Source organism: Bradyrhizobium sp. HKCCYLRH1034 (assembly GCF_051168375.1).
In the GTDB taxonomy this organism is placed as follows: Bacteria; Pseudomonadota; Alphaproteobacteria; order Rhizobiales; family Xanthobacteraceae; genus Bradyrhizobium.
The window spans coordinates 230,712-256,581 of sequence record NZ_JBNPUW010000002.1 but is presented as its reverse complement, the minus strand read 5'-3'; the positions used below and the strand labels follow the sequence as shown (position 1 = coordinate 256,581).

Genomic DNA, 25,870 nt, shown 5'->3' with positions numbered 1-25,870 from the left:
CATGACCGAGCGCGGCCGCGGCGCGATCACGCGCGAATCTGCCAGCCTCGGGCTCGGTCCGAGCAGCCTCGCCTGGAACGGCCGCGAGCTCACCATCGAGATCAGCGAGGTCAGCGTGCCCTGGCCGCTGCCACTGCGCGGTCGCGTCCGCGTCGTGCCGACGGCGCTGAACGAGATCGCGTTCACGCTCGATGCGGAGGGACGCCACCGCTGGCAGCCGATCGCGCCCTGCTGCCGCGTGTCGGTCGATTTCGATCATCCGGATCTGCGCTGGCGCGGCGACGGCTATTTCGACATCAACCATGGCGACGCGCCGCTGGAGCGCGACTTCCAGAGCTGGCAATGGTCGCGCGCGGCGACGCGCACCGGCACCGTGATCTCGTATGACACGGTCGCACGCGACGGCGCCAATGCGTCGCTCGCGCTGCACGTCGACCCCGCGGGCCGTCTGGAATCGATCACGCCGCTCACGGAGGCGCCTTTGCCCAAGACGCTGTGGCGCGTCGACCGCAGCGCCCGCGCCGACGCCGACGCACCGGTGCGCGTCGTGAACACACTGGAGGACGCCCCGTTTTACGCGCGCTCCCATCTCGCCGCCCGTCTGCACGGCGAGGATGTCGAGGTGATGCATGAGAGCCTGTCGCTCGACCGCTTCCAGATGCCGATCGTGCAGGCCATGCTGCCGTTCCGGATGCCACGGTGGTGAGGATGGGACAGGGGCGACGTTGGCTGCAGTCGCTGGCGAGCGCAGCGGACCTGCAATGGTCGCGGAACGACGGCGGAATGCAGCGAGACAGATTCCGATAATAATAAATCTCTTGCTATTTATCTGAAATTATGATTGTCTACGCGCATCCCGCCTCACCGCAGAGGGGCGTAGCGCGCGATCGTCACGACACGCGAGGTGGGGATGCGATGGCCGCGAGAGATCGCAGCATTCTCTTCGACGAGGGTGCCGACGAACGATGTCTTGCGGACGTGAAGTCGCAGCGTCCTGATACCCCGACGCTGGTATCAAGCCGCGATGGCGCTCATGTGCCGCGTGGTGATGGTGGCCAACAAGCCCGGCGCACCAGGGAGACTGCGTATAAGCGTGAAGACCGTCGCGCAGGGAATGCCGGTTGAATCGGCTTTGCCTGTGGTACCTGCCGCCTGCATTTTTTCTGCAGGCGGGCCATGGGTGAGGCCTTCACCCGGCATTCCCTGCGCCCTCTGCACTGTTTGCGAGGGACAAGATCATCGCAGACTCGGGCAACCTCTGCCGCGAGAACGCGAAGCCATGTCGATCGCTGTTTGAGACGTGAATCCGCCTCCCCCACCCTACCGCTTCTCCGCCTCGCGCTCCCTGGCCTCGCGCTCGGCGCGCTGGCGGTCGAGGCGGCGGCCTTGCCATTCGAGCACGAGCCAGCCGAGCACACACATGGTGACTACGACGAATTCGAGCAGGCCGCCCATCTCGCTCATGGCGCGTCACTCATCGCGTCTCACCTGGTGTCCAGCTCATGACTTCGCGTGTCATGACATCGCAGCCGAGCCACACTGGTCGCGCCAATGCGATCGTACCGTCGTACGCGAGTCGTCTGATGCCTGATGGCGACGACCTCGCGTCCCTAGGACGACCGCCCCGAGCGCAACAACTGATCGCGTCGCTCCAGGCGCTCGAACAGGTCGAGCACCCACAGCGCGCGATCGTGAACAGTCCGGCGCGGCGGCGCGATGGCGTGCGGGCGCTGCGCATCCGCCGCGACGACCGCCTCGATCAAAATGCGCGCCTCCGGCCGCGCCGGCGCCAGCGACGGCTGCTCCTGCAGCAGCGACATCACCGCCGCCTTGCCGAGAAGCTGCAGCTTGCGCGGCATCGAGACGAATGCGCGCCGCGACAGCGAATCGAATTCGGCACGTGCGACCTCGCGGCCGATCTCGGCATAGATCAGCCGCGCCGCATGGATGCCGGGCCGGGAACTCCACGGCAGATCGGCGATGCCCGCCGAAGCGCGCGCATAGAACACGTCGGCGACCGCGAGCAGTCGCGCGGTGACACGCCCGATGCGGTCGTCGAAGAACGGCGCGGCACGCCAGGTCTCGATATCGAGACCCGCCTCGCGCAGCCATTGCCGCGGCAGATAGAGCCGGCCGGCGCGCGCGTCCTCGCCGACGTCGCGGGCAATGTTGGTGAGCTGCATGGCGATGCCGAGGTCGCAGGCGCGTCCGATCGTCTCGGCCTCGCGCCGATTCATCAGCAGCGACATCATCACGCCGACCGTGCCGGCGACGCGCACGGCATAGGCGAGCACGTCGCTCAGGGTCTCATAGCGGCGGCCCTGCGCATCCCAGGCGAGACCTTCGAGCAGCGCCTCCGGCAGCGCGCGCGGAATCGTGAACTGCGCCACGACGCCGGCCAGCGCGCGATCGACGGGACTGTCGTCCGGCGTGCCATGATAGATCCGGTCGAGCCGTTCGTGCAGCAGCTCGACGGCGTCGACGCGTCGGTCGGGCCCGTCGATCGCATCATCGGCCTCGCGGCAGAACGCGTAGAGCGCGACGGCGGGATCGCCGACCGCGCGAGGCAACACTTTCGAGGCGGCAAAGAACGTCTTCGATCCGCCCCGCAACATCCGCCGACAGATCGCAATGTCCGTTTGCCAGCTCATCGGCGCTCCAGCTCATGCGGCGCGGGCACGAGATCATCGAGCACACGCGCCGAGGACAGCACGCCCGGCAGGCCGGCGCCGGGATGGGTGCCCGCGCCGACCAGATAGAGCCGCTCGACCTCTTCGCTCTTGTTGTGCGGCCGGAACCAGGCGCTCTGCATCAGCACCGGCTCGAGCCCGAACGCCGCGCCGCGATAGGACGACAGGCGATGCTCGAAATCATCCGGCGTCAGCAGCCGCGACGTAACGAGCTGGCCGGCAAGGTCCGGCAGCAGCGTGTCGCTCAGCGCGGCCTCGATCCGCTTGCGGAACGGCTCCGCGGCGGAAGCCCAGTCGATGCCGCTCTGCTGATGCGGCACCGGCGACAGCACGTAGAAAGCATCGCAGCCATCGGGCGCCAGTGACGGATCGGTCGCGGTGGGGCGATGCAGATAAAGGCTGAAATCATCCGCCAGCACCTTGCGGCGGAAGATGTCGTCGAGCAGGCCGCGATAGCGCGGGCCGAGCAGGATGGTGTGATGCTGAACGTCATCATAGCGGCGCTTCGTGCCGAAATACCAGACGAACAGGCTCATCGAGTAGCGCGCACGGTCGATGCGCGCATCGGTCCAGCGCCGGCGCGGCACGCTCGGCAGCAGATGCTTGTAGGTCCAGGCCGCGCAGCCGTTGGAGACGACTGCATCGGCGGCGATCGTCTCACCGGATGCGAGCCGCACGCCGGTCGCAACACCGTTCTTCGTGGTGATCTCGGCCACGGGCGCCGAGCAGCGCACCTGGCCGCCCTGCCCCTCGATCAGGCTGACGAGCCCTGTCACCAGCGCGCCGGTGCCGCCGATCGCAAAGTGCACGCCCCAGCGCCGTTCGAGATAGGCGATCAGGCAATAGATCGACGTGGTCGTGAACGGGTTGCCGCCGATCAGCAGCGGATGGAAGCTGAGGATGACGCGCAGCCGCTCGTCGCGGACGTAGTGCGAGACGAGGCCATAGACCGAGCGAAAGCTCCGCAGCTTGATCATCGCCGGCGCGATCTTTGCCATGTCCATGAACGACAGGAACGGCACGTCGCCAAGCTCCTCAAAACCCTTTCTGAAGATCGCCTCGCTCGCCTTCATGAAGCGCTCGTAGCCATCGACGTCGCCGGGTGCCAGCCGCGCCACCTCGGCGCGCATCTCGGCCGGGTCGCCCGAGCAGTCGAACACGGTGCCGTCGTCGAAGCGGATGCGATAGAATGGGGAGATAGGCTTGAGCGTGACGTCGTCGGACATCTTCCGACCGCACAGCTGCCACAGCTCCTCGAACAGGAACGGCGCGGTGACGATGGTCGGGCCGGCATCGAAGGTGAAGCCATCCTGGCGATGCACATAGGCGCGGCCGCCGGGCGCATCGAGCTGCTCGTAGACCGTGACGCGAAAACCGCGCGCACCGAGCCGGACCGCTGCGGCGAGGCCGCCGAAGCCGGAGCCGATCACGACCGCATGCGGCCGGTCTCCGAGCACAGCCGGGACAGCGGCCTTGATGGTGGAGACGTCGAGCATCGACGAAAGCGTAAATCGAAATTGACGTTTTCGCCAGCCAAAAATGTCAACTTAACTGGACGTTTCCTGTTGCGCTGCAAGGACGCCCGCGCGCTCGGCGGCGTTGACGATCAGGCCCGCGATCCTGGCCGGCTGCTCCTCATGGGCCAAATGACCAAGGCCCTCAATGAGTTCGAGCTGCGCCTGGGGCACCAATCGCTGGACGCGACGCGCGACGTCTGGCGGGATGGCGCGATCATTCGCGGCCGCGACCAGAAGCAGCGCGGTCTTCAACCGCGGCAGCTCGCGGCCAAGCGGATGCAGGTCCCAGTTCGCCATCATCTCGAGCGCGGCGCCGACATGGCCGGGGCTGCCGACCAGCCGCCGATACAGCCGCTCGCCTGTCGCGTCGATCGTCGAGCCAGTGCCCTTCAGCAGCCGATGCACCGCCGCCGGATCGCGGCCCCGCCAGGCGAACAGCCGCGGCACCAGCGGATTGAGCGCCATCATCTTGGCGAGCGGCGACAGGAACTGCGCGGCCGCGCCGCCGAACGGCAGATAGGCGCCATTGAGGCTGACGATCAGCTTCGGCCTGATGAGATTGTCGAGCGTCATGCGCGTCAGGATCGCCGCGCCCGCGGAATGGCCGATCGCGATTTCAGGCGCGATCGCAAGCTTCTCGCAGAGGCCAGCGAGATCGCGCGACATGCCGTCGAGCGACAGCCGCCGCCCATGCGGCGTGGAGGTGAAGCCGTGGCCGGAGAGATCCGGCGCGACGACGGTGAAGTGCCTGGCGAGCAGCGGCGCGAGATCGCGCCAGGAATGGGTCGCGGCTCCCGTGCCATGGGCGAGCAGCGCAACGGGCCCCTCGCCCATGATCTGAACATGCCAGCGCAGGCCCGCGGCCTCGACGAAGCGGCTGGCTGCGCGGTTGGGCCAGTCGCTGCCGTCGACGCTCCAGTTCGGCTTGTCGCTCATGCCGGCCCACGCGGTTGGACGCCGCCGGCATCGTCAACGATCGGCCGCGCGCGTCAGGAAATCATCGTAGCTGGCGACGACTTTATCAAGCTGTTCGAAATGCGGCATCGCGCCGGTCTGCATCACCTCGATCTGCCAGTTGAGCAGAGCCGCGACGGCGTGCTTGCCGTGATAGTCGACGAAATCGCCGCGCACGCCATGCACCATCCAGACCGGCATCGCCAGTGCCTGGTAGAGCTTCAGGGCATTGGTGCTGAACAGATAGCCGGAGACGAACGAATACGGCGCGTTCTCGGCGCCGGGCTGATGGGTCGTGATGTAGTCATACTCCAGCAGCCCCTCGTCGATGTCCTTGCGGCCGAAGGTCTTCTGCAGGAAGAAACGAATGCTGGCGCGCGAGGTCAGCAGGGTGAAGAAGCCGTGCTTCCACAGCGGGACGTTGAGGATGTTGCGGACCCACGGCATGGCGCGGGTCGTGTCCTTGGTGCCCGCCGACTCGGCCGCGGCCTCGGCGCGGCGATCGAAGCCGGTCGGGCTGAGCAGCGCCAAAGTGCGAAACAGGTTCGGCGCCTCGGTGCCGGCGCGCGCGGCGAACTCGCAGCCGAGCGACAACGCGATCGCGTCGATCGCGACGTCGCCATGACGGCGGCGAATTTCGTTCGTGGCGAGCAGAATCGCATCGGTCATGATGCGCGGCGTATAGATGCGGTCGGCGCGGTCCGACAGGCCGAAGCCCGGCAGGTCGAGCGCATAGACCGGACGCGTCTGGCGGTAGTGCTCGAACAGCGGCTTCATCTCGTAGGCCGTCGCCGCGGCGTTGACGCTGTGAATCAAGAGCAGCGGCCGCTGCTCCGCCGGGGCGGCGGGGCCGTCGCCATAGCAGGTGATGCGGCCCGTACGCAGATCGGCGAGTTCGAAGCTTGGCGCTGCAAGCGGCGGCGGCATCGTCACAGCGCGCGTGTCAGCCGCATGATCACTCTGTGTGGTCGAGGCGACCTGCATGGCGTGCTCCTGTGTGACGATATCGGGCGACGGCAGGCAAGCGCTGCCATACGAGTGGGTGAGCATAGCGATGACCGATCCTCTTGTCAGTCGCCGTTGGGAACGCAGCTTGACGCCGGGGGTTCCACCGCCATCAGCCGCGGCCGGCTTGCGCCATGACGGCCTGCGACAACCGTACGGCATCCGCATGAGGCAGCGCGACGTAACGCGCCTGCATCGCACCGGCGAGCTGCGCGGCCTTGTCCTGCGGGCGCGGCGAGGAATCGACCAGCACGACCGGAATGCCGGTCAACGCGAGCTGCCGTGCGGCCACCAGCGCCTCCGCCTCGGCCTCGCTGCGGCCGCCGCCATCGCGCGCGACATTCGCCCGGCCGTCGGTCATCAAAACGATCGTCGGCGTCTGGCCCTTGGCCTTCACGGCGAGCGCGAGCTCGGTTGCGCCCCAGATCGCCGCCGACAGCGGTGTGCCGCCGCCGCCGGGCAGCGCCGCGAGGCTGCGCTTGGCGCGCGTCAGCGAGCGCGTCGGCGGCAGCAGCAGCTCGGCGCCCCTGCCGCGGAACGCGATCAGCGCGACCTCGTCGCGGCGAATGTAGCATTCGGCCAGCAGCAGCTCGACGGCGCCCTTCACTTCCGCAAGCCGCTGCAAGGCCGAGGAGCCGGAAGCATCGACGACGAAGATGGTCGTGGTGCCCGAGCGCTGCTTGAAGCGGGTGATCCGAATGTCGTCCTTGTGCACGATCAGCCGGCCACTCTTGCCGGAATGTTGCGTCCGCCGCCGCAGCGGCTGCCACGGCGCTGCCGCGCGCAAGGTCTCGAGCACGTTGAGCCGCGCGCCGGCGCGCCATTCGCCGCGACGCGCGCCAATCGGACGGCCGCGCTTCGGCACCTTCTGAGCGGTGCCCTGCTTGCTGACGCTGCTGCTGCGGACGCGGGTCGCGCGTTCCTCTTGCAGCCGCTTCAGCAGGTCGACTGGAATGGCCGCCTGCGCCGCTTCGACCACGCGATCCTCGAGCGAACCGTCCTCGCTGCGGTCGTCGTCCTCACTCTCGGCCCACTCATTCTCGGGCTCCGGCGCCTCGCTGTTCTCAGTCTCGTCATCCGCTGCGGGCAGCCGGGTGGCGCGCGGCGCCAGCACCAGCCGCGCGGCGCAGGCGATGTGCGCTTCGGCGACTTCGACCTCACCATCAAGGGCCGCTGCGATGCGCGCGACGCGACAGGCGAGCAGCGGCGCGCGCAGCGAGTCGATGCCGAGCGCGCAGGCCGTCATCGTCAGCGCCGCGATCGCGTCGTCCGACGAACGGACCTGCGGCAGCCGCGCACGCGCTGCTGCGATGTCCGACGATTTGAACAGGCTCTCGCCGAGATCGACGCGCGCAACTTTGCTGAGATCGAGATGGCAGGCCAGGCGGTCGGCCAAGGCAGGCGACACGCGCTCATCACCGATGCCCTCGTCGAGCGCAATCAGTCCGAGCCGAGCCGGTGCGCGCAGCGACATGCCATCGCGCTCGATGCTGATAGCCCCGGTGTCGACGGCAACACAGAGATGTGCGACCGTCGACCGCGACATGCGCTCGGCCATCACGGCGATCAGCCCGCCGCCATCGGCATCGGCGAGCAGCCCACGTTGCAGCACCGGCCGCCCCGCCTGCAACGTCGCGGCGAGATCGAGGCCGCCAAGCAGGCGATCGTCCGAGATCGACGGCGGCAGCTTGCGCAAGGGTGTCGACGGCGGCATCAGCTCGTGCAACAGCTCCAGCCACTGCTCGCGCACCGGACCTGCGCCCGCACGCAGCAGCACCGACGCGGACGGGTCGATCGCGGCCAGAGCGGCCGCGATCATCGCATCGGCCCAGATCGCGGCGCCATCGCTCACGGCGCGAACAGCTCGTCGAGCGCGCGCTCGACCCGCACCGACGAGCCGGAATCGTCGAGCGGATTGCGCCTGAGACGGTGTCGCAACGCCATCGGCGCGACCGTCTTCAGATGGCGGTCATCGACCGCCTTTGCGCCCTCCAGCGCCGCTACCGCGCGCGCCGCCCGCATCAAGGTGAGTTCGCCACGCAGGCCATCGGTGCCGAGCGCCATGCAGAGGCGTGCGGCCTGCTCGAGCTCACGATCGGCGACCTTGACCGCTCCGATGTGCTCACGGCCCGCGAGGATACGCTTGCGCTGCTTCGCCTCCTCCTTCTCCCAATGCGCAACGAAGGCGCTGGGATCGGTCTCGAAGGCATCGCGCCGCTTGACCACCTCGATGCGCGTCGGCAGATCATTGGGCGTCTTGACCTCGACCGAGAGGCCAAAGCGATCGAGCAATTGCGGCCGCAACTCGCCCTCCTCCGGATTGCCGGTGCCGACCAGCACGATGCGGGCGGGATGGCGGATACTGAGACCGTCGCGCTCGACCACGTTCTCGCCTGACGCGGCGACGTCGAGCAGGAGATCGACGAGATGATCCTCCAGCAGATTGACCTCGTCTATATAGAGAAAGCCGCGATTGGCGCGCGCGAGCAGCCCCGGCTCGAACGATTTCTCGCCATGAGCCAGCGCACGCTCGAGATCGAGCGCGCCGACGACGCGGTCCTCGGTGGCGCCGAGCGGCAGGTCGATGACCGGAACCGGCACCTGGTGCGCCTTCAACGCCGCCGGCTTCTTTGTCTTGCCGCTCGGCTTGGAGCGCGCGCGACACGCGGCACATTGCGCAGCGACGTCGGCCGGATCGCATTGATAGGGACAGCCGATCACGGCGCTCATCGGCGGCAAGAGCGCGGCGAGCGCCCGCACCGCGGTGGATTTTCCGGCGCCGCGATCGCCAAAGGCCAGCACGCCACCGACCTTGGGATCGACAGCAGCGATCATCAGCGCCAGCTTCATCTCGTCCTGGCCGACGATGGCCGAGAACGGAAAGGCGATTCCCATGAGCGTCCCCTGCGCCGCGACGCGTTCCCGCCGCGTTGCCAGCATGAGACCACAATCAGGGGTCGCTCTTCAACCCATCAGCGCTTAACGGACGAGGCTCGGCAGATCGAGACCATTGGCCTCGGCGCAGGCGATGGCGTCCTCATAGCCGGCATCGGCGTGGCGCATCACGCCGGTCGCCGGGTCGTTCCACAGCACGCGTTCCAGCCGCCGCGCAGCGTCCGCCGTGCCGTCGGCGACGATCACCATGCCGGCATGCTGCGAATAGCCGATGCCGACGCCGCCGCCATGATGCAACGACACCCATGTGGCGCCGCTCGCACAATTGAGCAGTGCGTTGAGCAGCGGCCAGTCCGACACCGCATCCGAGCCGTCCTTCATCGCCTCGGTCTCGCGGTTCGGGCTCGCCACCGAGCCCGAATCGAGATGGTCGCGGCCGATCACGATCGGCGCCTTGACTTCGCCGCGCGCCACCATCTCGTTGAAGGCGAGGCCGAGGCGATGGCGATCGCCGAGCCCGACCCAGCAGATCCGTGCGGGGAGGCCCTGGAACTTGATGCGCTGCCGCGCCATGTCGAGCCAGTTGTGCAGGTGCTTGTTGTCGGGCAGCAGCTCCTTCACCTTGGCGTCAGTCTTGTAGATATCCTCGGGATCGCCGGACAGCGCCGCCCAGCGGAACGGGCCGACGCCGCGGCAGAACAACGGGCGAATATAGGCCGGCACGAAACCCGGGAAGTCGAAGGCATTGGCGAGGCCCATGTCCTTCGCCATCTGGCGGATGTTGTTGCCGTAGTCGAGCGTCGGGATGCCCATGGCGTGGAAATCGAGCATGGCCTGGACGTGGCCGACCATCGACGTCTTCGACGCCTGCTCGACCGCCTTCGGCTCCGAAGCACGCTTGGCTTCCCACTCTGCGAGAGTCCAGCCCTTCGGCAGATAGCCGTTGATCGGATCATGCGCGCTGGTCTGGTCGGTGACGATATCCGGCCGCACGCCACGACGCACGAGCTCGGGGAAGATCTCGGCGGCATTGCCGAGCAGGCCGACCGACACCGCCTTCTTGGTCGTCGCGGCGTCGGCCATCAACGCCAGCGCCTCGTCGAGCGTCGTGGCCTGGCGATCGAGATAGCCGGTGCGCAGCCGCATCTCGATGCGGCTCGGCTGGCATTCGACGGCGAGCATCGAGGCGCCGGCCATGGTCGCCGCAAGCGGCTGTGCGCCGCCCATGCCGCCGAGGCCCGCGGTCAGAATCCACTTGCCGGAGAGATCACCGTTGTAGTGACGGCGGCCGACTTCGACGAATGTCTCATAGGTGCCCTGGACGATGCCCTGGCTGCCGATATAGATCCAGGAGCCGGCCGTCATCTGGCCGTACATCATCAGGCCCATTCTATCGAGCGCATTGAAGTGATCGAGCGTCGCCCAATGCGGCACGATGTTGGAGTTGGCGATCAAGACGCGCGGCGCATCCGGATGGGTGCGGAAGATGCCGACCGGCTTGCCCGACTGCACGACCAGGGTCTGATCCGCCTCGAGCTTGCGCAAGGAAGCGACGATGCGATCAAAGCTGTCCCAGTCGCGCGCGGCGCGGCCGATGCCGCCATAGACGATCAGTTCGCTCGGCTTCTCCGCCACATCAGGATCGAGATTGTTCATCAGCATGCGCAAGGGCGCTTCGGTGAGCCAGCTCTTGGCGCTGATGTCGCTGCCAATGGGGGCGCGGATCACCCGTTCGTTGTCCAGGCGTCGGTTCATGGGTCCCTCTCATCCAAGCTTGGGAAACGGATCGCGTCCGAGTGCATGCGTTGCAACCGTGGCCAACACACCGCCACCGACGAGCGCGGCCGCCTTGGCGAGATCGTCGGCCATGTAGCGGTCGTGCACCAGCGCCGGCACATGCGCGCGAAGCGCGGCAATGACGGCAGACAGCGCCGCGCTGGTGCCGTGCGGCGCTCGCAGCTCGATGCCTTGGGCGGCGACGAGCAGCTCGATGCCGATGATAGCAGCGAGATTGTCGGCCATGTCGTACAGTCGGCGCGCCGCATGTGCAGCCATCGAGACGTGGTCTTCCTGGTTGGCGCTGGTCGGCGTCGAGTCGATCGAGCACGGCAGCGCGCGCTGCTTGTTCTCGGCGAACAGCGCCGCGGCCGTCACCTCGGCGATCATGAAGCCGGAGTTCAGGCCCGGCTCCGGCGTCAGGAACGGCGGCAGGCCGAAGTTCAGCGCGGGATCGACCAGCGTCGCGATGCGCCGCTCGCTGATCGCGCCGAGCTCGGACAATGCCAGCGCGATCTGGTCGGCGGCAAACGCCACCGGCTCGGCGTGGAAATTGCCACCAGAGATGATCTCGCCGGTGTCGGCCAGCACCAGCGGATTGTCGGTAACGGCATTAGCCTCGGTGACGAGCGTACGCGCGGCCTGCGTCAGCAGATCGAGCGCGGCGCCGGCGACCTGCGGCTGGCAGCGCAGACAATAGGGATCCTGCACGCGCTCGTCGCCTTCGAGATGCGACAGCCGTATGGCGCTGCCGTCGAGCAGTTCGGTGAGCACGCGGCCGGCTGCGATCTGGCCGGGATGACCGCGCAGCGCCTGAATTTCGGGCCGGAACGGCGCCGTCGAAGCCATCGCCGCATCGACCGACAGTGCGCCCATCACCAGGGCAGCGTTGAGCAGATCATGCGCGCGGAACAGGCCGGCGAGCGCATAGGCCGTCGAGAACTGCGTGCCGTTGATCAGCGCCAGCCCTTCCTTCGGCCCGAGCGTAACCGGCGTGAGGCCGGCGCGCGCCAGCGCCTCGCGGCCCGGCACGAGCCGGCCGTCGACGAAGGCCTGGCCTTCGCCGATCATGACGGCGGTCATATGCGCGAGCGGCGCGAGATCGCCGGAGGCGCCGACCGAGCCCTGCTGCGGCACAAAGGGCGATACGCCGCGCGCCAGCATCGCCTGCAACTGTTCGATGATCTCACAGCGCACGCCGGAGGCGCCGCGACCGAGCGAGATGATCTTCAACGCCATCATCAGCCGCACCACCGGCTCAGGCGTCGCGGGGCCGACGCCGCAGCAATGCGAGAGAATGAGATTGCGCTGGAGCTGGGCCGTCTGGTCAGGCGGGATGCGCTTGGAAGCCAGCTTTCCGAAGCCGGTGTTGATGCCATAGACCGGCTCGGCGCCCTGCGCCGCCTTCGCCACGATCCCTGCTGCCGCTTCGACACGCGGCCAATACGCCGAATCCAGCATGAGCGACGCGCCGGTGTAGACGCGCACAAGATCATCGAGGCTGACGTGGCCGGGCTCTGCGATGATCGCGCTCATTGGCCCCTCCACACGCGCCGGTGCAGCGGGTTGAAGCCCATGCGGTAGACCAACTCCGCGGGACGGCCGATGTCCCAGATCGCAAGATCGCACCACTTGCCGGCCTCCAGCGTGCCGGTCTCGGCCAGCAAGCCCAAGGCCCGGGCGCCTTCGCGCGTGACGCCGGCGATGCATTCATCGACCGTCATCCGGAACAAGGTCGCCGCCATGTTCATGGTCAGCAGCAACGAGGTCAGCGGCGACGAGCCCGGATTGCAGTCGGTCGCCAGCGCGAGCTTTACGCCGTGCTTGCGAAACAGCTCGACCGGCGGCTTCTGCGTCTCGCGGATGAAGTAGAACGCTCCGGGAAGCAGCACGGCGACCGTCCCGGCCCGAGCCATCGCCGCGGCACCAGCCTCGTCGGTATGCTCGAGATGATCGGCGGACAGCGCGCCGAACTCGGCCGCGAGCGCGGCGCCGCCGAGGTTCGACAACTGATCGGCATGCAGCTTGACCCGCAGGCCGAGCGCCTTGGCCGCCGCGAACACGCGCGATGTCTGCGCAGCGGAGAAAGCGATATTTTCCATGAATGCGTCGACCGCATCGGCGAGGCCTGACCTGGCAACCGCCGGCAGCATCTCGTTGCAGACGAGGTCGATGTAGCGGTCCTTGTCGCCACCGGCTTCGACCGGCAACGCATGCGCGCCGAGAAAGCTGGTGCGCACGCTGACCGGCCGCTGGCTGCCGAGCGCGCGGGCTGCGGACAATTGTCGCAGCTCTGTCGCGGCCTCCAGGCCATAGCCGGATTTGATCTCGATCGTCGTGACGCCTTCGGCGAGTAGCGCATCGAGCCGCGGCAGCGCGCGGGCGATCAATTCCTGTTCGCTGGCGGCGCGCGTCGCCGCGACGGTGGACACGATGCCACCGCCGGCACGCGCGATCTCCTCATAGCTCGCGCCGGCGAGCCGCAGCTCGAACTCGTGCGCACGGTCGCCTCCAAAGACAAGATGGGTGTGGCAGTCGACGAGACCCGGCGTGATCCAGCGTCCCTCGCAATCGATGCGCTCGAGCGCATCTCCATCTGCCGGAAACTCCGATTGCGGACCGGCAAAGGCGATGCGGCCATCGCGTGCAGCGATCACGCCCTGCTCGATCACGCCGAGGCCCGGCTGCCCCTCGCACAAGGTCGCGATCCGCGCATTCTGCCAGATCCGGTCGAAACGCTGGGCCATGCTGCCTCCCCCTTCACGAAAGCTTGACGGGCGATATGTCTATACATAAACTTAGCTCCGCCGTCCTGTCCAGCGGGCTTATCGATCATGGCGTCACTGCACTTCGCATCCGCGCTTCTGCCCAGGGGGTGGGCCGAGGACGTGCAGGTCGTCATCAGCAATGGCGCAATCGAGTCGGTATCCGCCGGCGTGCCTCCGACCTCCGACGACGAGCAACATGAGGTCGCGATCCCCGGCATCGCCAGCCTGCACAGCCACGCGTTCCAGCGCGGCATGGCCGGGCTTGCCGAGATCAGCGGCCACTCGACGGATACGTTCTGGACCTGGCGCGAGACGATGTACCGTTTCGCCCTGTCGATGCGCCCCGAGGATGTCGAGGCGGTCGCGGTCCTGCTCTATGTCGAGATGCTGGAGCGCGGCTTCACGCGGGTCGGTGAATTCCATTATCTGCACCACGATCGCGACGGTACGCCTTACGCCGATGTCTCCGAGATGGCGGGGCGCATCGCCGCGGCGGCCCAGACATCCGGCATCGGCCTGACCCTGCTACCGAGCTTCTACGCGCATGGCGGCTTTGGCGGCGCGGCGCCGCATGACGGCCAGCGGCGCTTCATCTGCGATATCGATCAGTTCGCCAAACTGCTGACGGCCTCCCGCAAGGCGATCAGCTCGCTTCATGGCGCCAATCTCGGCATCGCGCCACACAGCCTGCGGGCGGTCGCGCCGGATGAACTGGCCGCGCTGCTGCCGCTCGCCGAGGGTGGCCCGATCCACATTCACGCCGCCGAACAGGTGAAGGAGGTCGAGGACTGCCTCGCCTGGTCCGGCCAGCGCCCGGTGCAATGGCTGCTGGATCATCACGACGTCGATGACCGCTGGTGCCTGATCCACGCGACGCATATGACGGCGGACGAAACCGCGGCGCTTGCGAGGAGCGGCGCGACGGCGGGCCTTTGCCCGGTCACCGAAGCCAGCCTCGGCGACGGCATCTTCCCGGCACGCGACTATCTGCGCGCGCGTGGGCGCATCGGCGTCGGGACCGACTCGAACGTGCTGGTCGGCGTGAGCGACGAGTTGCGCCAGCTCGAATACGGCCAGCGGCTGACGCATCGTGAGCGCAACGTGCTGACGTCAGGTCCGGATGCGTCGACAGGCCGCACGCTCTTGGATGCCGCTCTCGCTGGCGGTGCACAGGCGCTGGCGCAACCGCTCGCCGGCCTGCAGGTCGGCGGCCGCGCCGACATCCTCACGCTCGATCTGTCGCATCCGTCGCTCGCAGGGCGAACGCGCGATGCGCTGCTCGACGGCTGGATCTTCGCGACGTCGCACGGCGCCATCGATTGTGTCTGGGCCGGCGGCGCCAAGGTCGTGCAGGGAGGCCATCATCGGTCGCGCGAGGCGGCAAGGCGCGGCTTTAACACGGCGGTGCGGAGGCTGCTCGCATGAGCCTCGCCGATGACAGCGCCAAGCCGGGAGCCGGCACGCTCTACAAGACGATCCGGCAGGACATCGAGCGCCGCATCCTCACCGGCGAATGGCCGCCCGGCCACCGCATCCCGTTCGAGCACGAGATCATGGAGCATTACGGCTGCTCACGCATGACCGTGAACAAGGCACTATCGGAGCTCGCCCAGGCCGACCTGATCGAGCGGCGTCGCCGTGCCGGAACGTTCGTGCGGCGTCCGCAGTTCCTGTCGGCGGTGCTGAAGATCCCCGACATCCGCGCCGAGATCAGCGCGCTCGGCCGCGCCTATGGCTATGAACTGATCTCATCGACGCGCCGCACCGCCAACGCCGCCGATCGTGAGCGCCTCGGCGTCAAGACACCGTGCAAGGTCATCGCGATCCGCTGCCGGCACAGCGCCGACAACGTCCCGTTCGCGATCGAGGACCGGCTGATCGATCTCGACGCCGTACCCGATGCCGCGAAGGCCAATTTCAAGATCGATCCACCGGGCTCCTGGCTGCTGCATCACGTGCCCTGGACCGAGGCGGAGCACGCGATCAGCGCCATCGTCGCCGACGACGCAATCGCCGAAGGCCTCGACATCGCGGTCGGCGCACCCTGCCTCGTGATCGAGCGCCACACCTGGCGCAAGGGGCAGCCGCTCACGGCTGTCAGGCTGATCTATCCCGGCGAGCAGCATCGCCTCGTGGCGCGGTTCAGGGGCAGCGAATGAGACAGCTCACCCGCGCCCGAACTGAGCATGGGATTTGCAAGCACGCTTGCAGAGATGAGCGGAGATCGCAGCCATCACGGCTGCGAGCCGCACGAAGGGCTTTCTTCTCACAGCAAAGGACGATGACGATGCGCAGATTTGGGCTACTCGCAGTAACTGCCGCGCTCCTGGCCTCGACGACCGCCTATGCCGACGACGTCAAGGTCGGTATCGGCATTTCCGGCTGGACCGGTTTTGCGCCGCTGACCTTGGCGAAGGAAGCCGGCATCTTCAAGAAGAACGGCCTCGACGTCACCATCAAGAAGATCCCGCAGAAGGATCGCCACCTCGCCATCGCCGCTGGAGACGTGCAGTGCGCGGCGACCACGGTCGAGACCTGGATCTCCTGGAACGCCAACGGCGTCGCCACCAAGCAGATCTTCCAGCTCGACAAGAGCTACGGCGCCGACGGCATGGCCGTGCGCAACGACATCGCCTCCATCAAGGACCTCAAGGGCAAGACCGTCGCAGCATCCGCGCCCGGCACCTCGCCCTATTTCGGGCTGGCCTGGATGCTCAAGAAGAACGGCCTCACGGTGAAGGACGTCACCATCGTGAACCTGGAGCCGGCCGCCGCTGCGCAGGCCTTCGTCTCCGGCCAGAACGATGCGGCGATGACCTACGAGCCGTATCTGTCGACCGTCCGAGCTGCCCCTGACAAGGGCAAGATCATCGCCACCACCCTGGATTATCCGATGGTGATGGACACCTTCGGCTGCACGCCGAAATTCCTCGCCGAGAACCCCAAGGCCGCCAAGGCGCTCGCCGACAGCTACTACGAGGCGCTCGACATGATCGCCAAGGACCAAGCCAAGGCCTATGAGATCATGGGTGCCGACGTGAAGCAGACGGCTGAGCAGTTCGGCAACTCCGCGAAGTATCTGCGCTGGCAGGACAAGGCCGCGAGCCAGAAGTTCTTTGAGACGGAGTTCAAGACCTTCAACAAGGAGGCGGCCGAGCTCCTGCTCGAGGTCGGCATCATCAAGCAGATCCCGAAGATCGAGGATCTGTATGATGCGAGCTTCATCAAGTAGGCGCTGAAGCGTGCCCCGCACGATCCGTCATTGCGAGCGAAGCGAAGCAATCCAGGGCCCAGCGTGAGACTCTGGATTGCTTCGTCGCTTCGCTCCTCGCAATGACGGTGTTGAGGCATCCTGCCCGATATTGAGCAGCGTATTCCGAAGCCAACTCAACATGAGCGGCCCACCCCCTCGCGAGCCGCACCCAACACGAAAGCCCGATCCGTGATCCGACCTCTCGAACCCGTCAGCGCCAGATCGAGAACCGCGCTCGGCCTTGCCTTCTTCGTCGTGTTCGTCGCGGCGTGGTCGCTGGCGACGGTTGGCGGCTATGTGCCGAAGACGTTCCTGGCAGATCCCTTGACCATGCTGCGCGAGGGCTGGGACCTGCTGGTCAAGTTCGGCTTCCTCACCGACATCGGCATGACCGTCTGGCGCGTCGTCGGCGGTTTCGTGCTCGCGGCCATCATCGCCGTTCCGCTCGGCCTCCTGATGGGTGCCTACAAGCCGATCGAGGCGTTCCTCGAGCCGTTCGTCTCGTTCGCGCGTTATCTGCCCGCCTCCGCTTTCATCCCGCTCCTGATCCTGTGGGCCGGCATCGGCGAGTTGCAGAAGCTGCTGATCATCTTCATCGGCTCGGTGTTCCAGATCATCCTGATGATCACGGTCACCGTCGGCAACACGCGGCGCGATCTCGTCGAGGCCGCCTATACGCTCGGCGCCAGCGATCGCGGCATCATCGGCCGCGTGCTGCTACCCTCGGCGGCGCCCGACATAGCCGAGATCCTGCGGCTGGTGCTCGGCTGGGCCTGGACCTACGTCATCGTCGCCGAGCTGATCGGCTCGTCCTCCGGCATCGGCCACATGATCACCGACAGCCAGGCGCTACTCAACACCGGGCAAATCATCTTCGGCATCATCATCATCGGCCTGATCGGGCTGATCTCGGATTTCCTGTTCAAGGCATTCAACGCCTGGCTGTTCCCGTGGAAGCTCGCATGACCACGCTCGTCATCGACAAGGTCTCACGCACGTTCCCGGCCCGCCAGGGCCGCGCGCCGACGCGCGCGCTGGAGCCGGTCGAGCTCACCATCGGCAACAACGATTTCGTCACCATCCTCGGCCCCTCCGGCTGCGGCAAGTCGACCCTGCTGCGCATCGTCGCCGGGCTCGATCATCCGACCAGCGGCAAGGTGCTGCTCGATGGCCGCGAGGTGACCGGACCCGGCGCCGATCGCGGCATGGTGTTCCAGTCCTACACGCTGTTTCCCTGGCTCACCGTGCGTGAGAACATCGCCTTCGGCCTGCGCGAGCGCGGCGTGCCTGAGGACAAGCGCAACGCCGTCGCCGACCGCTTCATCCAACAGATCGGCCTCAAGGGTTTCGAGAACCATTGGCCCAAGCAGCTCTCCGGCGGCATGCAGCAGCGCTGCGCGATCGCGCGGGCGCTCGCCAATGATCCCAAAATCCTGCTGCTCGACGAGCCGTTCGGCGCGCTCGACAACCAGACCCGCGTGCTGATGCAGGAGATGCTGCTCGGCATCTGGGAGCGCGACCAAAAGACGGTGCTGTTCGTCACCCACGACATCGAGGAGGCGATCTTCCTCGGCAGCCGCGTGCTGGTCATGAGCGCCCGCCCCGGCCGCGTCAAGGCCGACATCAAGATCGAGCTGCCGCATCCCCGCTCCTACAAGATCAAGACGTCGCCGGAGTTCGTCGCGCTGAAGGAGCGGCTGGTGGAGGAGATCCGGGCCGAGGCGCTGAAGGTGGCCGCGGAGGCGTGACGCCGCGCTGTCGCGGTGCGCGGTGTTTAACTGTGCGCTCAAACTGGCGGTGATGCTTGCGGAAACATACCCCTCACCCAAGTGAGTGTGCCGCGCTGTCTTACATGCCCTCTCCCACAAGGGGAGAGGGCGCAGTAACTGGCCCTGCGCTGGCTCGAATGGCGAGCAGTACTTTCCCAACGATCGCCGCGACAAGACTGCCCGATACAGCGCCCTCGCCCCTTGTAGGAGAGGGCATCGCCGGCCCACCCGCGGGCTCGCTCAGGTGAGGGGTCTCTCTCGGCAACCAACGCTGGTCGACGCCGAACTAACTCAAAGGCTGCTGCGATCGAGCCCCGGCGGACCTCGCCCTCGGCCGGCTCCGCCGCATCCGCTTCAGCCACGGCACCAAGTGAAACGCGCTCATCAGCAGATACATGACCGTCATGTCGCCGAGCGGCGCGCCCGCCGGCATCGCCGAGCAGATCATATCTGCCCGGCCGTCGCGGGCCATGGCGTTCAGCACCGCCATCAACGCGAAGGTCGGCGCCGCAGCAAAGCGGAGTGCCTCAGCGAGGTCCGGCATCACGCGCCGCTTGGACGGGACGAACGCCATGGCTTCACTCCCTGCTCTCAGCGCGCCGCGTATTCGTCGCGGCGGCGCCACCACACGCCCTGCTCGTTGCGGCCCTTCGGCGCGCGGTCGAGCCACTGATAGGCGCCCCACAGCCCATCGAGGCCACGGGCGTAGCTCGAATAGGTGTGGTAGACGACGCCGCCTTCGACAATGAAGGCACTCATGCCCGGGCGGTCGCGCATGAAGGTGGCGCCGTCCGTGCCGGTGCCGGCGGCGACTTCCGCCACCATGGCCGGGACGTCGGACGGCTTCATCGGCGGGCTGGTGCGGTAGTTGTACTCGGTGCCCCCCTGGCGCTGCTGCTCCTCGGTGATCGCGACATTGAAGTCGAAGTTGAAATCGCTGCTCGCCGACGACGCCCAGGGGAAGCTCCAGCCCATGCGGCTCTTGTAGGCCCTGAGCTTCGCCAGCGGCGCGCGCGACACCGCCCACAGCATCACGTCGTGATTGGCGAGATGGACCTGGAAGCCGTTGAAGCCGTCGGCGATCATCGAGCAGGACGGGCAGCCGGCCTGGAAGTCGGGGCCGAACATGAAGTGATAGACGAGGAGCTGCGAGCGGCCCTGGAACAGATCGGGCAAGCTGGCAGGCCCCTCCTCGGTATCGAAGCGATAGGCCTTATCGACGCGCACCCAGGGCAAGGCCTGGCGACGCTGCGCCAGTTCATCGCCGCGGCGGGTGAACTCCTTCTCGGCCTGCAGCAAATCGAGGCGTGCCTTGAGCCAGTCTTCGCGAGTTCCGGTGAGATGCATGGTCATGTCGGTGTTCCTTTTGCGTGTTGACCGCATCTGAGACTAGGATCGCCGCGGGAGGAATGCGGAGTGACAAGTGTGGCGGGATTTGCATGGACTCGCTGATCTCGGCGGCGGCACAGGCGCTGGCCGCGGGTGATCCGCTCGGCGCGCTCAATCGCGTCGCGCTGCGCGACGATCCGCCGGCGCTGGCGCTGCGCGGCATCGCGATGGCCAGGCTCGGCGATGTCATCAGGGCGAAGGCGCTGCTGCGCCAGGCCGCGCGCAGCTTCGGCCCGAAGGCGGCCATGGCGCGCGCCCGCTGCGCCGTGGCGGAGGCCGAGATCGCGCTGGCGGCGCGCGATCTGTCATGGCCGACGAAAGCGCTGGCCGAGGCGCGCGCAACGCTGGAGCAGCACGGCGACCGCACCAATGCCGCCTATGCGCGGAGCCTCGAAATCCGGCGCATGGTCCTCATCGGCCACCTCGATGACGCCGAGCGGGGACTCGCCGATCTCGATCCCTCGCCGCTGCAGCCGGCGGCGCGCACCATCTATGAACTGATCGTCGCCGGCCTGGCGCTGCGCCGCCTGCAGACCAAGGCGGCGCAGGCGGCGCTCGAGCGGGCCGGAGCCATGGCCTGGCGGACGCGGAGTTCGGAGCTGCAAGCCGAGGTCGAGCGGCTCGCGGCCACGCTGTCCGCGCCGGCCGCTCGCTTGATCCGAGGAGGCGAGCAACGGCTGCTGCAGCTCGATGAGGTCGAAGCGCTCTTCCGATCCGACGGCCTGATCGTCGATGCCTGCCGGCTCGTGGTGCGCCAGGGCAGCCTCGTCGTGCCGTTGGTGCGGCGTCCGGTGTTGTTTGCTCTCGCCCGCAGGCTGGCGGAGGCGACGCCCGATGATGTCTCGCGATCGGAGCTGATCGCCGCGGCTTTCCGCGGCAAGGAAGCCGATGAGTCGCATCGCGCCCGCTTGCGTGTCGAGATCGGACGCTTGCGCCGGCTCTTGAAAGACATGGCCGACGTCAATGCGACGCGCGACGGCTTTGCCCTGCTGCCGCGCGATGGCCGCCGCGTCGTCGAGCTGGCACAGCCGATCGAGGACGAGAATGCGCCCGTGCTCGCCTGCCTCGCCGACGGCGAGGCGTGGTCGAGCTCCGGCCTTGCGCTGGCGCTCGGCGCCAGCCAGCGCACGATGCAGCGCGCGCTCGACGCGCTCGCTCTGTCCGGCAAGGTCCAGTCGTTCGGCCGCGGCCGCGCGCAGCGCTGGACCTGTCCGGTGGTGCCGGCATTCGCGACCAGCTTGTTACTCCCGGCGTGGTCGTCGCTCGATTAGCGTGCTGCCGTCAGCAATGGAGAAGGTCATGACACGCGCACCTGCAGAGATCATCCGCGAATACGGCCCGTTCGACGGCACCGACCGAGTCAACGGCGTCAGCTATGACGGCAAGCAGGTGTGGATTGCGACCGGCGCCAGCATCAAGGCGTTCGATCCTGCCGACGGCGCGGTCCGCAAGTCGCTCGACGTGCCCTCGCATGCCGGGACCGCCTTCGATGGCAAGCATCTCTATCAGATCGCCGAAGATCGCATCCACAAGGTCGATCCCGACAGTGGCCGCGTGCTCGCGACGATCCCGGCGCCCTCGGGCGGTGGCGATTCCGGGCTGGCCTGGGCTGAAGGGTCGCTCTGGGTCGGCGCCTATCGCGACCGCAAGATCCACCAGATCGACCCGGCAACTGGGCAGATCCTGCGCAGCATTTCCTGCACGCGCTTCGTCACCGGCGTCACCTGGGTGGATGGCGAGCTCTGGCACGGCACCTGGGAGGACGATGTCAGCGACATCAGGCGCATCGATCCCGCGACCGGCGAGGTCCTCGATCAGCTCGACATGCCGGTCGGCACCGGCGTCTCCGGCATGGAGTCCGACGGGAGCGAGACGCTGTATTGCGGCGGCGGCGGCAGCGGCAAGGTGCGTGCGGTCAGGCGACCGAAGCAGGCACGGGGGTAACACGCAAATGAGCCACGGCAGGCTCAGCGAGCGGAGGCAGCCTACTTCGCGATGGACGTGAACGCCGCCTTGCGAAAGTTGGCGTTGGCTTCCTCGCGCGTCTGCAACTGCTGGCCGCCGCCGCCGACCGGCTTGGTCGGCGTGATCACGGAGAACAGGACGAAGCCGCCCGCCTTGCGCGGGAAGATGAAGTACTCGGCGATGTCCGACTTCTCGCTGTCCTCGCAGGACGACATGCCGCGGAACACCACCGCGCTGTCGACCAGCTCGCTGTTGCGGGCGGAGATGAACTTGCCTTTGCAGTCGCGCGCGTCGTTGCCGATGATCGTGGCAGCGACTTCCAGGCCGTCCAGGTTGCGCTGCGGCGGCACGATCCGGACGAAGCCGGTGGCATTGTCCGCCTTCCAGGCGACGCCGCCTGCGGTCAGCCACACTGGCCGTTCGCCGCCGCCGAGGATTGCCGGATGCGACAGCGCCGCCTTCAGAATGAAGTTGGAGGCGATCTGCATCGCCTCGAGCTGCAGCTCGGGCGAATCCTCGGACGCGCGTGCCGGCTGCACGCTCGCCGTCGCGGCCGGCGTGGTCGCGACGGGGGGCGCGGCCTGACGCTGCGCCGAAGCGGCGCCGGGCTGCACCGTGAAGTTCGTCGCCGCGGCCATCCCACCGGCATTGATCATGCGCACACAGTTCGCCAGCGAGGGCAACAGCACGGAGGTGCCGTTGAGATCGAACTGGAACAGGTTGCCCTGTGCGAAGGCGGACATCGTCCGCGCCGCCCGGAACGCCTTGATCAGGCTGGAATCGTTCGGCATCGGAACCACGACCATGTTGGCCGACCAGACCGAGCCCTCGACGTTGTACGAATTGCGGCCGTCGAAGCTGAGCACGATGGGAAACTTCTGCCCCTGCGACAGCGACCAGCTCGGATGAATGAAGGCGAGCGCCCAATTGTAGGTCGGCAGCGCGAGCACGCCGAAATTGATGCCGCTCTTGTAGCTCGCCGAGGCAATGCAGCTGGAGAACTTGCCGGTGTTGTCGTCAGTATAGGCGCCGCCCGACCATCCGGCGACCGAGATCGTGCCATACGGTCCCTTCGCGTAAGCAGCCGCTATCAAGGACGCCTCGATCAGCGCCACTGAGGTCAGTATCAGGACCGACAGCATCGCGCCAAGGATTGCCCGCCGCACCGTCATCGCACATCCCCGTTTTTGCCGCATTGTTGCAATTCCCGCGGCTACGTCAAGTAGATCCCGAGCGCGTTCGTCTACCCCAGGAATAGAACGACTGCGGCCTGCCGCGGGCTCAACCACACAAGATGTCGCGGTCGCCATCCACAGCCCTTCATGGGGGCGTCATCGAACTCCGCTAGCGCTCACGAGGTCTCAAGAAGGGATCTCGCCAAATGTCCGCCACGCTGCCTGTCCTGGGCGCCGCCCTCTCCGTCAAATCGATTCCGGCCCACACCGACTGGCTGCTCGAGCGCCAGCGGGATCTCGAGATCCAGGACTTCTTCCGCGCCGACCTGCTCGACAGCGACTGGCGCGGCACCGCGCGCGAGATCAAGTCGATGCTGTCGGGCCATACCGGCCGCCTCGGCATCCACGGCCCGTTCTGGGGCTTCACCATCGCCAGCCACGACCCGATGATCCGCCGCGCGGTGACCAAGCGGCTGCTGCAGGGCCTGGAAGTCGCACAGTTCCTCGGCGCCACCCAGATGGTGATCCACTCGCCCTACACGACCTGGGACTACAACAACATCGACATGCTGCCGGACAATCGCGAGCAGCTGATCGAGCGTGTCCGTGCGACGCTGTCCGACGTCATCGCCTCGGCCGAGCAGGCCAATTGCGAGCTGGTGATCGAGAACATCGAGGACAAGGATCCGCTGGATCGCGTCACGCTTGCCAAGGCGCTGGACAGCAGAAAAGTGCGCGTGTCGCTCGACACCGGCCATGCCAACTACGCGCATCATTCCACCGGCGCGCCGCCGGTCGACTACTATGTCGATGCCGCCGGCGACATGCTGACCCATGTGCATCTGCAGGACACCGACGGCTATGCCGACCGACACTGGGCGCCCGGCGAAGGCAACATTCGCTGGATCGCCGTGTTCCGCGCTTTGGCGAAGCTCAGCTCCAATCCGCGCCTGATCCTCGAATTGCGCAACCACGATCACGTCAAGGCCGGCGCAGCGCACCTCGCCGCGCTCGGCCTCGCTCAGTAAGCCAACGACCGTCATTTCCTGACAACCTCGCACCCTAGAGAGATTGCCATGACCAAGCTCACCCGCCGCGGCCTGCTCGGCGCCGGCGCCGCGATCGGCGGCAGCTTCATCCTGCCGCGCGTGTCGATCGCGCAGGGAGACAACCGTCCCTCGGTCACCATCGCCGTGCAGAAGGTGACCAATTCGAACGTGCTCGACGTGCTGCGCGAGCAGTCCAATGTCGGCGAGCGCGTGTTCTACTCGTCGCTGTGGGAAAGCCTGATCTCGAAGAACTTCCGCGGCAATCTCGAAGCCGTCCCCGGCCTCGCCACCGAGTGGAAGCGCATCGACGACCAGACCGTCGAATTGAAGCTGCGCCAGGGCGTCAAGTTCCACAATGGTGACGAGATGACGTCCGAGGACGTCGTGTTCTCGTTCAGCCGCGAGCGCATGTTCGGCGACAGCGAGGCCAAGAGCCGCACCACCATCAAGGCGTTCGAGAAGATCCCGACGCCGCGCCCGGGCAAGGAGCTGCCGCCGGACGTGATTGGCGTCGCGCGCCGGATGTGGCCGGACCTGGTTCGCGTCGACGCCGTCGACAAATACACCGTGCGCTTCGTCAACGCGACGCCCGACGTCACCATCGAAGGCCGCCTGATGCGCTATGGCTCCGACATCATGAGCCGGCGCGGCTGGGAGGAAGCGGCGAGCTATCTCGACTGGGCGCGCAAGCCGATCACGACGGGTCCCTACAAGATCGTCGAGTTCAAGCCGGACGTGTCGCTGACGCTCGAAGCCCATGACGAATATTGGGGCGGCCGTCCGCCGCTGAAGCGCATCCGATTCCTGGAAGTGCCGGAGGTCGCGAGCCGCATCAACGGGCTCCTGTCTGGCGAATATCAGTTCGCCTGCGACATCCCGCCGGACCAGATCGCCGGCATCGAGAAGAACGCGGCGTTCGAGGTCCAGGGCGGCACCATCCTCAATCACCGTCTCACCGTGTTCGACAAGAACCACCCGCAGCTCGCCAATCCGCTGGTGCGCCGCGCCTTCACCCATGCGATCGACCGCCAGGCCATCGTCGACAGCCTGTGGGCCGGCCGCACCCGGGTGCCGAAGGGCCTGCAGTGGGAATTCTACGGCGACATGTTCATCGCCGACTGGAGCGTGCCGGCATTCGATCCGAAGCTGGCACAGGACCTGCTCAAGCAGGCCGGCTACAAGGGTGACCCGATCCCGTATCGACTGCTCAACAACTACTACACCAACCAGGTCGCGACCGCGCAGGTGCTGGTCGAGATGTGGCAGGCGGTCGGCCTCAACGTTCAGATCGAGACCAAGGAGAACTGGTCCCAGATTCTCGAGCGCGCTCCGACCCGCGCGGTGCGCGACTGGTCCAACTCGGCCGCGTTCAACGATCCCGTCTCCTCGCTCGTCGCCCAGCATGGCCCCAACGGCCAGCAGCAGCAGGTCGGCGAATGGAGCAATGACGAGCTCAATCGTCTTTCCGAATTCCTGGAGACCTCGACCGATCGCGAGGCGCGCAAGAAGGCGTTCCGCCGCATGCTGGAGATCGCCGAGCGCGAGGACCCCGCCTACACGGTGCTGCACCAGAACGCGACCTTCACCGCCAAGCCGAAGTCGATCAAGTGGAAGGCCTCGCCGGCCTTCGCGATGGACTTCCGCACCGGCAACTACGGTGCGTGA

23 protein-coding genes are annotated in these 25,870 nt (G+C 67.0%); 10 read left to right on the top strand and 13 right to left on the bottom strand.

All coding sequences use genetic code 11. The features are described from left to right. The first annotated feature begins 1 nt into the window (after position 1). Entirely contained in the window at positions 2-706 is a 705-nt protein-coding gene (locus tag ACQR0W_RS05020) for a hydratase (RefSeq protein WP_316186761.1), read from the top strand. A gap of 614 nt (positions 707-1,320) precedes the next feature. Here ACQR0W_RS05020 and ACQR0W_RS05015 read toward each other — a convergent pair. The 10 genes from ACQR0W_RS05015 to hutI all read right to left on the bottom strand — a co-directional run bounded on the left by ACQR0W_RS05015 (position 1,321) and on the right by hutI (position 13,584). After that, positions 1,321-1,464, bottom strand: coding sequence for a hypothetical protein (locus tag ACQR0W_RS05015; protein ID WP_315714295.1), 144 nt, complete (start codon positions 1,462-1,464; stop codon positions 1,321-1,323). Positions 1,465-1,610: 146 nt separating this feature from the next. Then, entirely contained in the window at positions 1,611-2,651 is a 1,041-nt protein-coding gene (locus tag ACQR0W_RS05010; RefSeq protein ID WP_316186760.1) for a phytoene/squalene synthase family protein, read from the bottom strand. Continuing rightward, positions 2,648-4,186, bottom strand: coding sequence for a phytoene desaturase (locus ACQR0W_RS05005; RefSeq protein ID WP_316186759.1), 1,539 nt, complete (start codon positions 4,184-4,186; stop codon positions 2,648-2,650). The genes ACQR0W_RS05010 and ACQR0W_RS05005 overlap by 4 nt, the downstream gene beginning before the upstream one ends. 51 nt (positions 4,187-4,237) lie before the next feature. Further along, complete coding sequence (gene bchO / locus ACQR0W_RS05000; RefSeq protein WP_316169228.1) at positions 4,238-5,143, bottom strand: alpha/beta fold hydrolase BchO; 906 nt, start codon at positions 5,141-5,143, stop codon at positions 4,238-4,240. A gap of 33 nt (positions 5,144-5,176) precedes the next feature. After that, positions 5,177-6,145, bottom strand: a complete 969-nt coding sequence (locus ACQR0W_RS04995; protein WP_316169229.1) for an alpha/beta hydrolase — start codon at positions 6,143-6,145, stop codon at positions 5,177-5,179. A 133-nt stretch (positions 6,146-6,278) separates the two neighbouring features. Further along, on the bottom strand, positions 6,279-8,018 hold the full coding sequence (locus tag ACQR0W_RS04990) for a magnesium chelatase subunit D (RefSeq protein ID WP_316169230.1): 1,740 nt from the start codon (positions 8,016-8,018) through the stop codon (positions 6,279-6,281). Then, positions 8,015-9,061 (bottom strand): magnesium chelatase ATPase subunit I, encoded by a 1,047-nt coding sequence (bchI, locus tag ACQR0W_RS04985; protein ID WP_316169231.1) that lies wholly within the window; start codon positions 9,059-9,061, stop codon positions 8,015-8,017. The genes ACQR0W_RS04990 and bchI overlap by 4 nt, the downstream gene beginning before the upstream one ends. Positions 9,062-9,145: 84 nt before the next feature. Beyond that, positions 9,146-10,816 carry a urocanate hydratase gene (gene hutU / locus ACQR0W_RS04980; RefSeq protein ID WP_316169232.1) on the bottom strand — a complete coding sequence of 557 codons (1,671 nt, stop codon included), beginning with the start codon at positions 10,814-10,816 and terminating at the stop codon, positions 9,146-9,148. Between the two features lie 9 nt (positions 10,817-10,825). Next, the gene (hutH, locus tag ACQR0W_RS04975; protein ID WP_316169233.1) at positions 10,826-12,373 is read right to left on the bottom strand and encodes a histidine ammonia-lyase; all 1,548 of its coding nucleotides are present in this window, start codon (positions 12,371-12,373) and stop codon (positions 10,826-10,828) included. Beyond that, positions 12,370-13,584, bottom strand: a complete 1,215-nt coding sequence (gene hutI, locus ACQR0W_RS04970) for an imidazolonepropionase (protein ID WP_316169234.1) — start codon at positions 13,582-13,584, stop codon at positions 12,370-12,372. Before hutI ends, hutH begins: the two co-directional genes overlap by 4 nt. Before the next feature lie 87 nt (positions 13,585-13,671). Between hutI and ACQR0W_RS04965 the strand changes: the two genes are divergently transcribed. The 5 genes from ACQR0W_RS04965 (at position 13,672) to ACQR0W_RS04945 (ending at position 18,606) form a co-directional block, all read left to right on the top strand. Beyond that, a complete protein-coding gene (locus tag ACQR0W_RS04965; RefSeq protein WP_315714285.1) occupies positions 13,672-15,030 on the top strand; it encodes a formimidoylglutamate deiminase in 1,359 nt (452 codons plus the stop codon). Beyond that, a complete protein-coding gene (gene hutC, locus ACQR0W_RS04960) occupies positions 15,027-15,764 on the top strand; it encodes a histidine utilization repressor (RefSeq protein WP_315714284.1) in 738 nt (245 codons plus the stop codon). Before ACQR0W_RS04965 ends, hutC begins: the two co-directional genes overlap by 4 nt. 128 nt (positions 15,765-15,892) lie before the next feature. After that, complete coding sequence (locus ACQR0W_RS04955) at positions 15,893-16,837, top strand: ABC transporter substrate-binding protein (protein ID WP_316169235.1); 945 nt, start codon at positions 15,893-15,895, stop codon at positions 16,835-16,837. 213 nt (positions 16,838-17,050) lie between these two features. Continuing rightward, positions 17,051-17,824 (top strand): ABC transporter permease, encoded by a 774-nt coding sequence (locus ACQR0W_RS04950; RefSeq protein ID WP_315827750.1) that lies wholly within the window; start codon positions 17,051-17,053, stop codon positions 17,822-17,824. After that, a complete protein-coding gene (locus ACQR0W_RS04945; protein WP_315827719.1) occupies positions 17,821-18,606 on the top strand; it encodes an ABC transporter ATP-binding protein in 786 nt (261 codons plus the stop codon). The genes ACQR0W_RS04950 and ACQR0W_RS04945 overlap by 4 nt, the downstream gene beginning before the upstream one ends. 307 nt (positions 18,607-18,913) lie before the next feature. On the opposite strand, the gene ACQR0W_RS04940 is transcribed toward ACQR0W_RS04945, so the two are convergent. Continuing rightward, entirely contained in the window at positions 18,914-19,201 is a 288-nt protein-coding gene (locus ACQR0W_RS04940; RefSeq protein WP_316169236.1) for a hypothetical protein, read from the bottom strand. A gap of 17 nt (positions 19,202-19,218) precedes the next feature. Next, positions 19,219-19,980: a DUF899 domain-containing protein gene (locus tag ACQR0W_RS04935; RefSeq protein ID WP_316169237.1), complete on the bottom strand. Its 762-nt coding sequence runs from the start codon at positions 19,978-19,980 to the stop codon at positions 19,219-19,221. Between the two features lie 86 nt (positions 19,981-20,066). On the opposite strand from ACQR0W_RS04935, the gene ACQR0W_RS04930 reads away from it, so the two are divergent. Both ACQR0W_RS04930 and ACQR0W_RS04925 read left to right on the top strand, forming a co-directional pair. Further along, positions 20,067-21,287 (top strand): helix-turn-helix domain-containing protein, encoded by a 1,221-nt coding sequence (locus tag ACQR0W_RS04930; RefSeq protein ID WP_316169238.1) that lies wholly within the window; start codon positions 20,067-20,069, stop codon positions 21,285-21,287. Between the two features lie 28 nt (positions 21,288-21,315). Further along, positions 21,316-21,960, top strand: coding sequence for a Vgb family protein (locus ACQR0W_RS04925; RefSeq protein WP_316169239.1), 645 nt, complete (start codon positions 21,316-21,318; stop codon positions 21,958-21,960). 41 nt (positions 21,961-22,001) lie between these two features. On the opposite strand, the gene ACQR0W_RS04920 is transcribed toward ACQR0W_RS04925, so the two are convergent. Beyond that, positions 22,002-23,153: a hypothetical protein gene (locus ACQR0W_RS04920; RefSeq protein WP_434840585.1), complete on the bottom strand. Its 1,152-nt coding sequence runs from the start codon at positions 23,151-23,153 to the stop codon at positions 22,002-22,004. A 209-nt stretch (positions 23,154-23,362) separates the two neighbouring features. Between ACQR0W_RS04920 and ACQR0W_RS04915 the strand changes: the two genes are divergently transcribed. Then, a complete protein-coding gene (locus tag ACQR0W_RS04915; protein WP_316169241.1) occupies positions 23,363-24,184 on the top strand; it encodes a sugar phosphate isomerase/epimerase family protein in 822 nt (273 codons plus the stop codon). A gap of 48 nt (positions 24,185-24,232) precedes the next feature. Continuing rightward, positions 24,233-25,870 carry an ABC transporter substrate-binding protein gene (locus ACQR0W_RS04910; protein WP_315714271.1) on the top strand — a complete coding sequence of 546 codons (1,638 nt, stop codon included), beginning with the start codon at positions 24,233-24,235 and terminating at the stop codon, positions 25,868-25,870.

Coding starts and splice junctions, on each gene's coding strand:
- hutH (WP_316169233.1), bottom strand. CDS start 12,373: ATGAGCGCGATCATCGCAGAGCCCGGCCACGTCAGCCTCGATGATCTT.
- hutU (WP_316169232.1), bottom strand. CDS start 10,816: ATGAACCGACGCCTGGACAACGAACGGGTGATCCGCGCCCCCATTGGC.
- ACQR0W_RS04955 (WP_316169235.1), top strand. CDS start 15,893: ATGCGCAGATTTGGGCTACTCGCAGTAACTGCCGCGCTCCTGGCCTCG.
- ACQR0W_RS04945 (WP_315827719.1), top strand. CDS start 17,821: ATGACCACGCTCGTCATCGACAAGGTCTCACGCACGTTCCCGGCCCGC.
- ACQR0W_RS05015 (WP_315714295.1), bottom strand. CDS start 1,464: ATGAGCGAGATGGGCGGCCTGCTCGAATTCGTCGTAGTCACCATGTGT.
- hutC (WP_315714284.1), top strand. CDS start 15,027: ATGAGCCTCGCCGATGACAGCGCCAAGCCGGGAGCCGGCACGCTCTAC.
- ACQR0W_RS04995 (WP_316169229.1), bottom strand. CDS start 6,145: ATGCAGGTCGCCTCGACCACACAGAGTGATCATGCGGCTGACACGCGC.
- ACQR0W_RS04965 (WP_315714285.1), top strand. CDS start 13,672: ATGGCGTCACTGCACTTCGCATCCGCGCTTCTGCCCAGGGGGTGGGCC.
- ACQR0W_RS04935 (WP_316169237.1), bottom strand. CDS start 19,980: ATGACCATGCATCTCACCGGAACTCGCGAAGACTGGCTCAAGGCACGC.
- ACQR0W_RS05010 (WP_316186760.1), bottom strand. CDS start 2,651: ATGAGCTGGCAAACGGACATTGCGATCTGTCGGCGGATGTTGCGGGGC.
- bchI (WP_316169231.1), bottom strand. CDS start 9,061: ATGGGAATCGCCTTTCCGTTCTCGGCCATCGTCGGCCAGGACGAGATG.
- hutI (WP_316169234.1), bottom strand. CDS start 13,584: ATGGCCCAGCGTTTCGACCGGATCTGGCAGAATGCGCGGATCGCGACC.
- ACQR0W_RS04925 (WP_316169239.1), top strand. CDS start 21,316: ATGACACGCGCACCTGCAGAGATCATCCGCGAATACGGCCCGTTCGAC.
- ACQR0W_RS04930 (WP_316169238.1), top strand. CDS start 20,067: ATGGACTCGCTGATCTCGGCGGCGGCACAGGCGCTGGCCGCGGGTGAT.
- ACQR0W_RS04940 (WP_316169236.1), bottom strand. CDS start 19,201: ATGGCGTTCGTCCCGTCCAAGCGGCGCGTGATGCCGGACCTCGCTGAG.
- bchO (WP_316169228.1), bottom strand. CDS start 5,143: ATGAGCGACAAGCCGAACTGGAGCGTCGACGGCAGCGACTGGCCCAAC.
- ACQR0W_RS05020 (WP_316186761.1), top strand. CDS start 2: ATGACCGAGCGCGGCCGCGGCGCGATCACGCGCGAATCTGCCAGCCTC.
- ACQR0W_RS05005 (WP_316186759.1), bottom strand. CDS start 4,186: ATGCTCGACGTCTCCACCATCAAGGCCGCTGTCCCGGCTGTGCTCGGA.
- ACQR0W_RS04915 (WP_316169241.1), top strand. CDS start 23,363: ATGTCCGCCACGCTGCCTGTCCTGGGCGCCGCCCTCTCCGTCAAATCG.
- ACQR0W_RS04910 (WP_315714271.1), top strand. CDS start 24,233: ATGACCAAGCTCACCCGCCGCGGCCTGCTCGGCGCCGGCGCCGCGATC.
- ACQR0W_RS04920 (WP_434840585.1), bottom strand. CDS start 23,153: ATGACGGTGCGGCGGGCAATCCTTGGCGCGATGCTGTCGGTCCTGATA.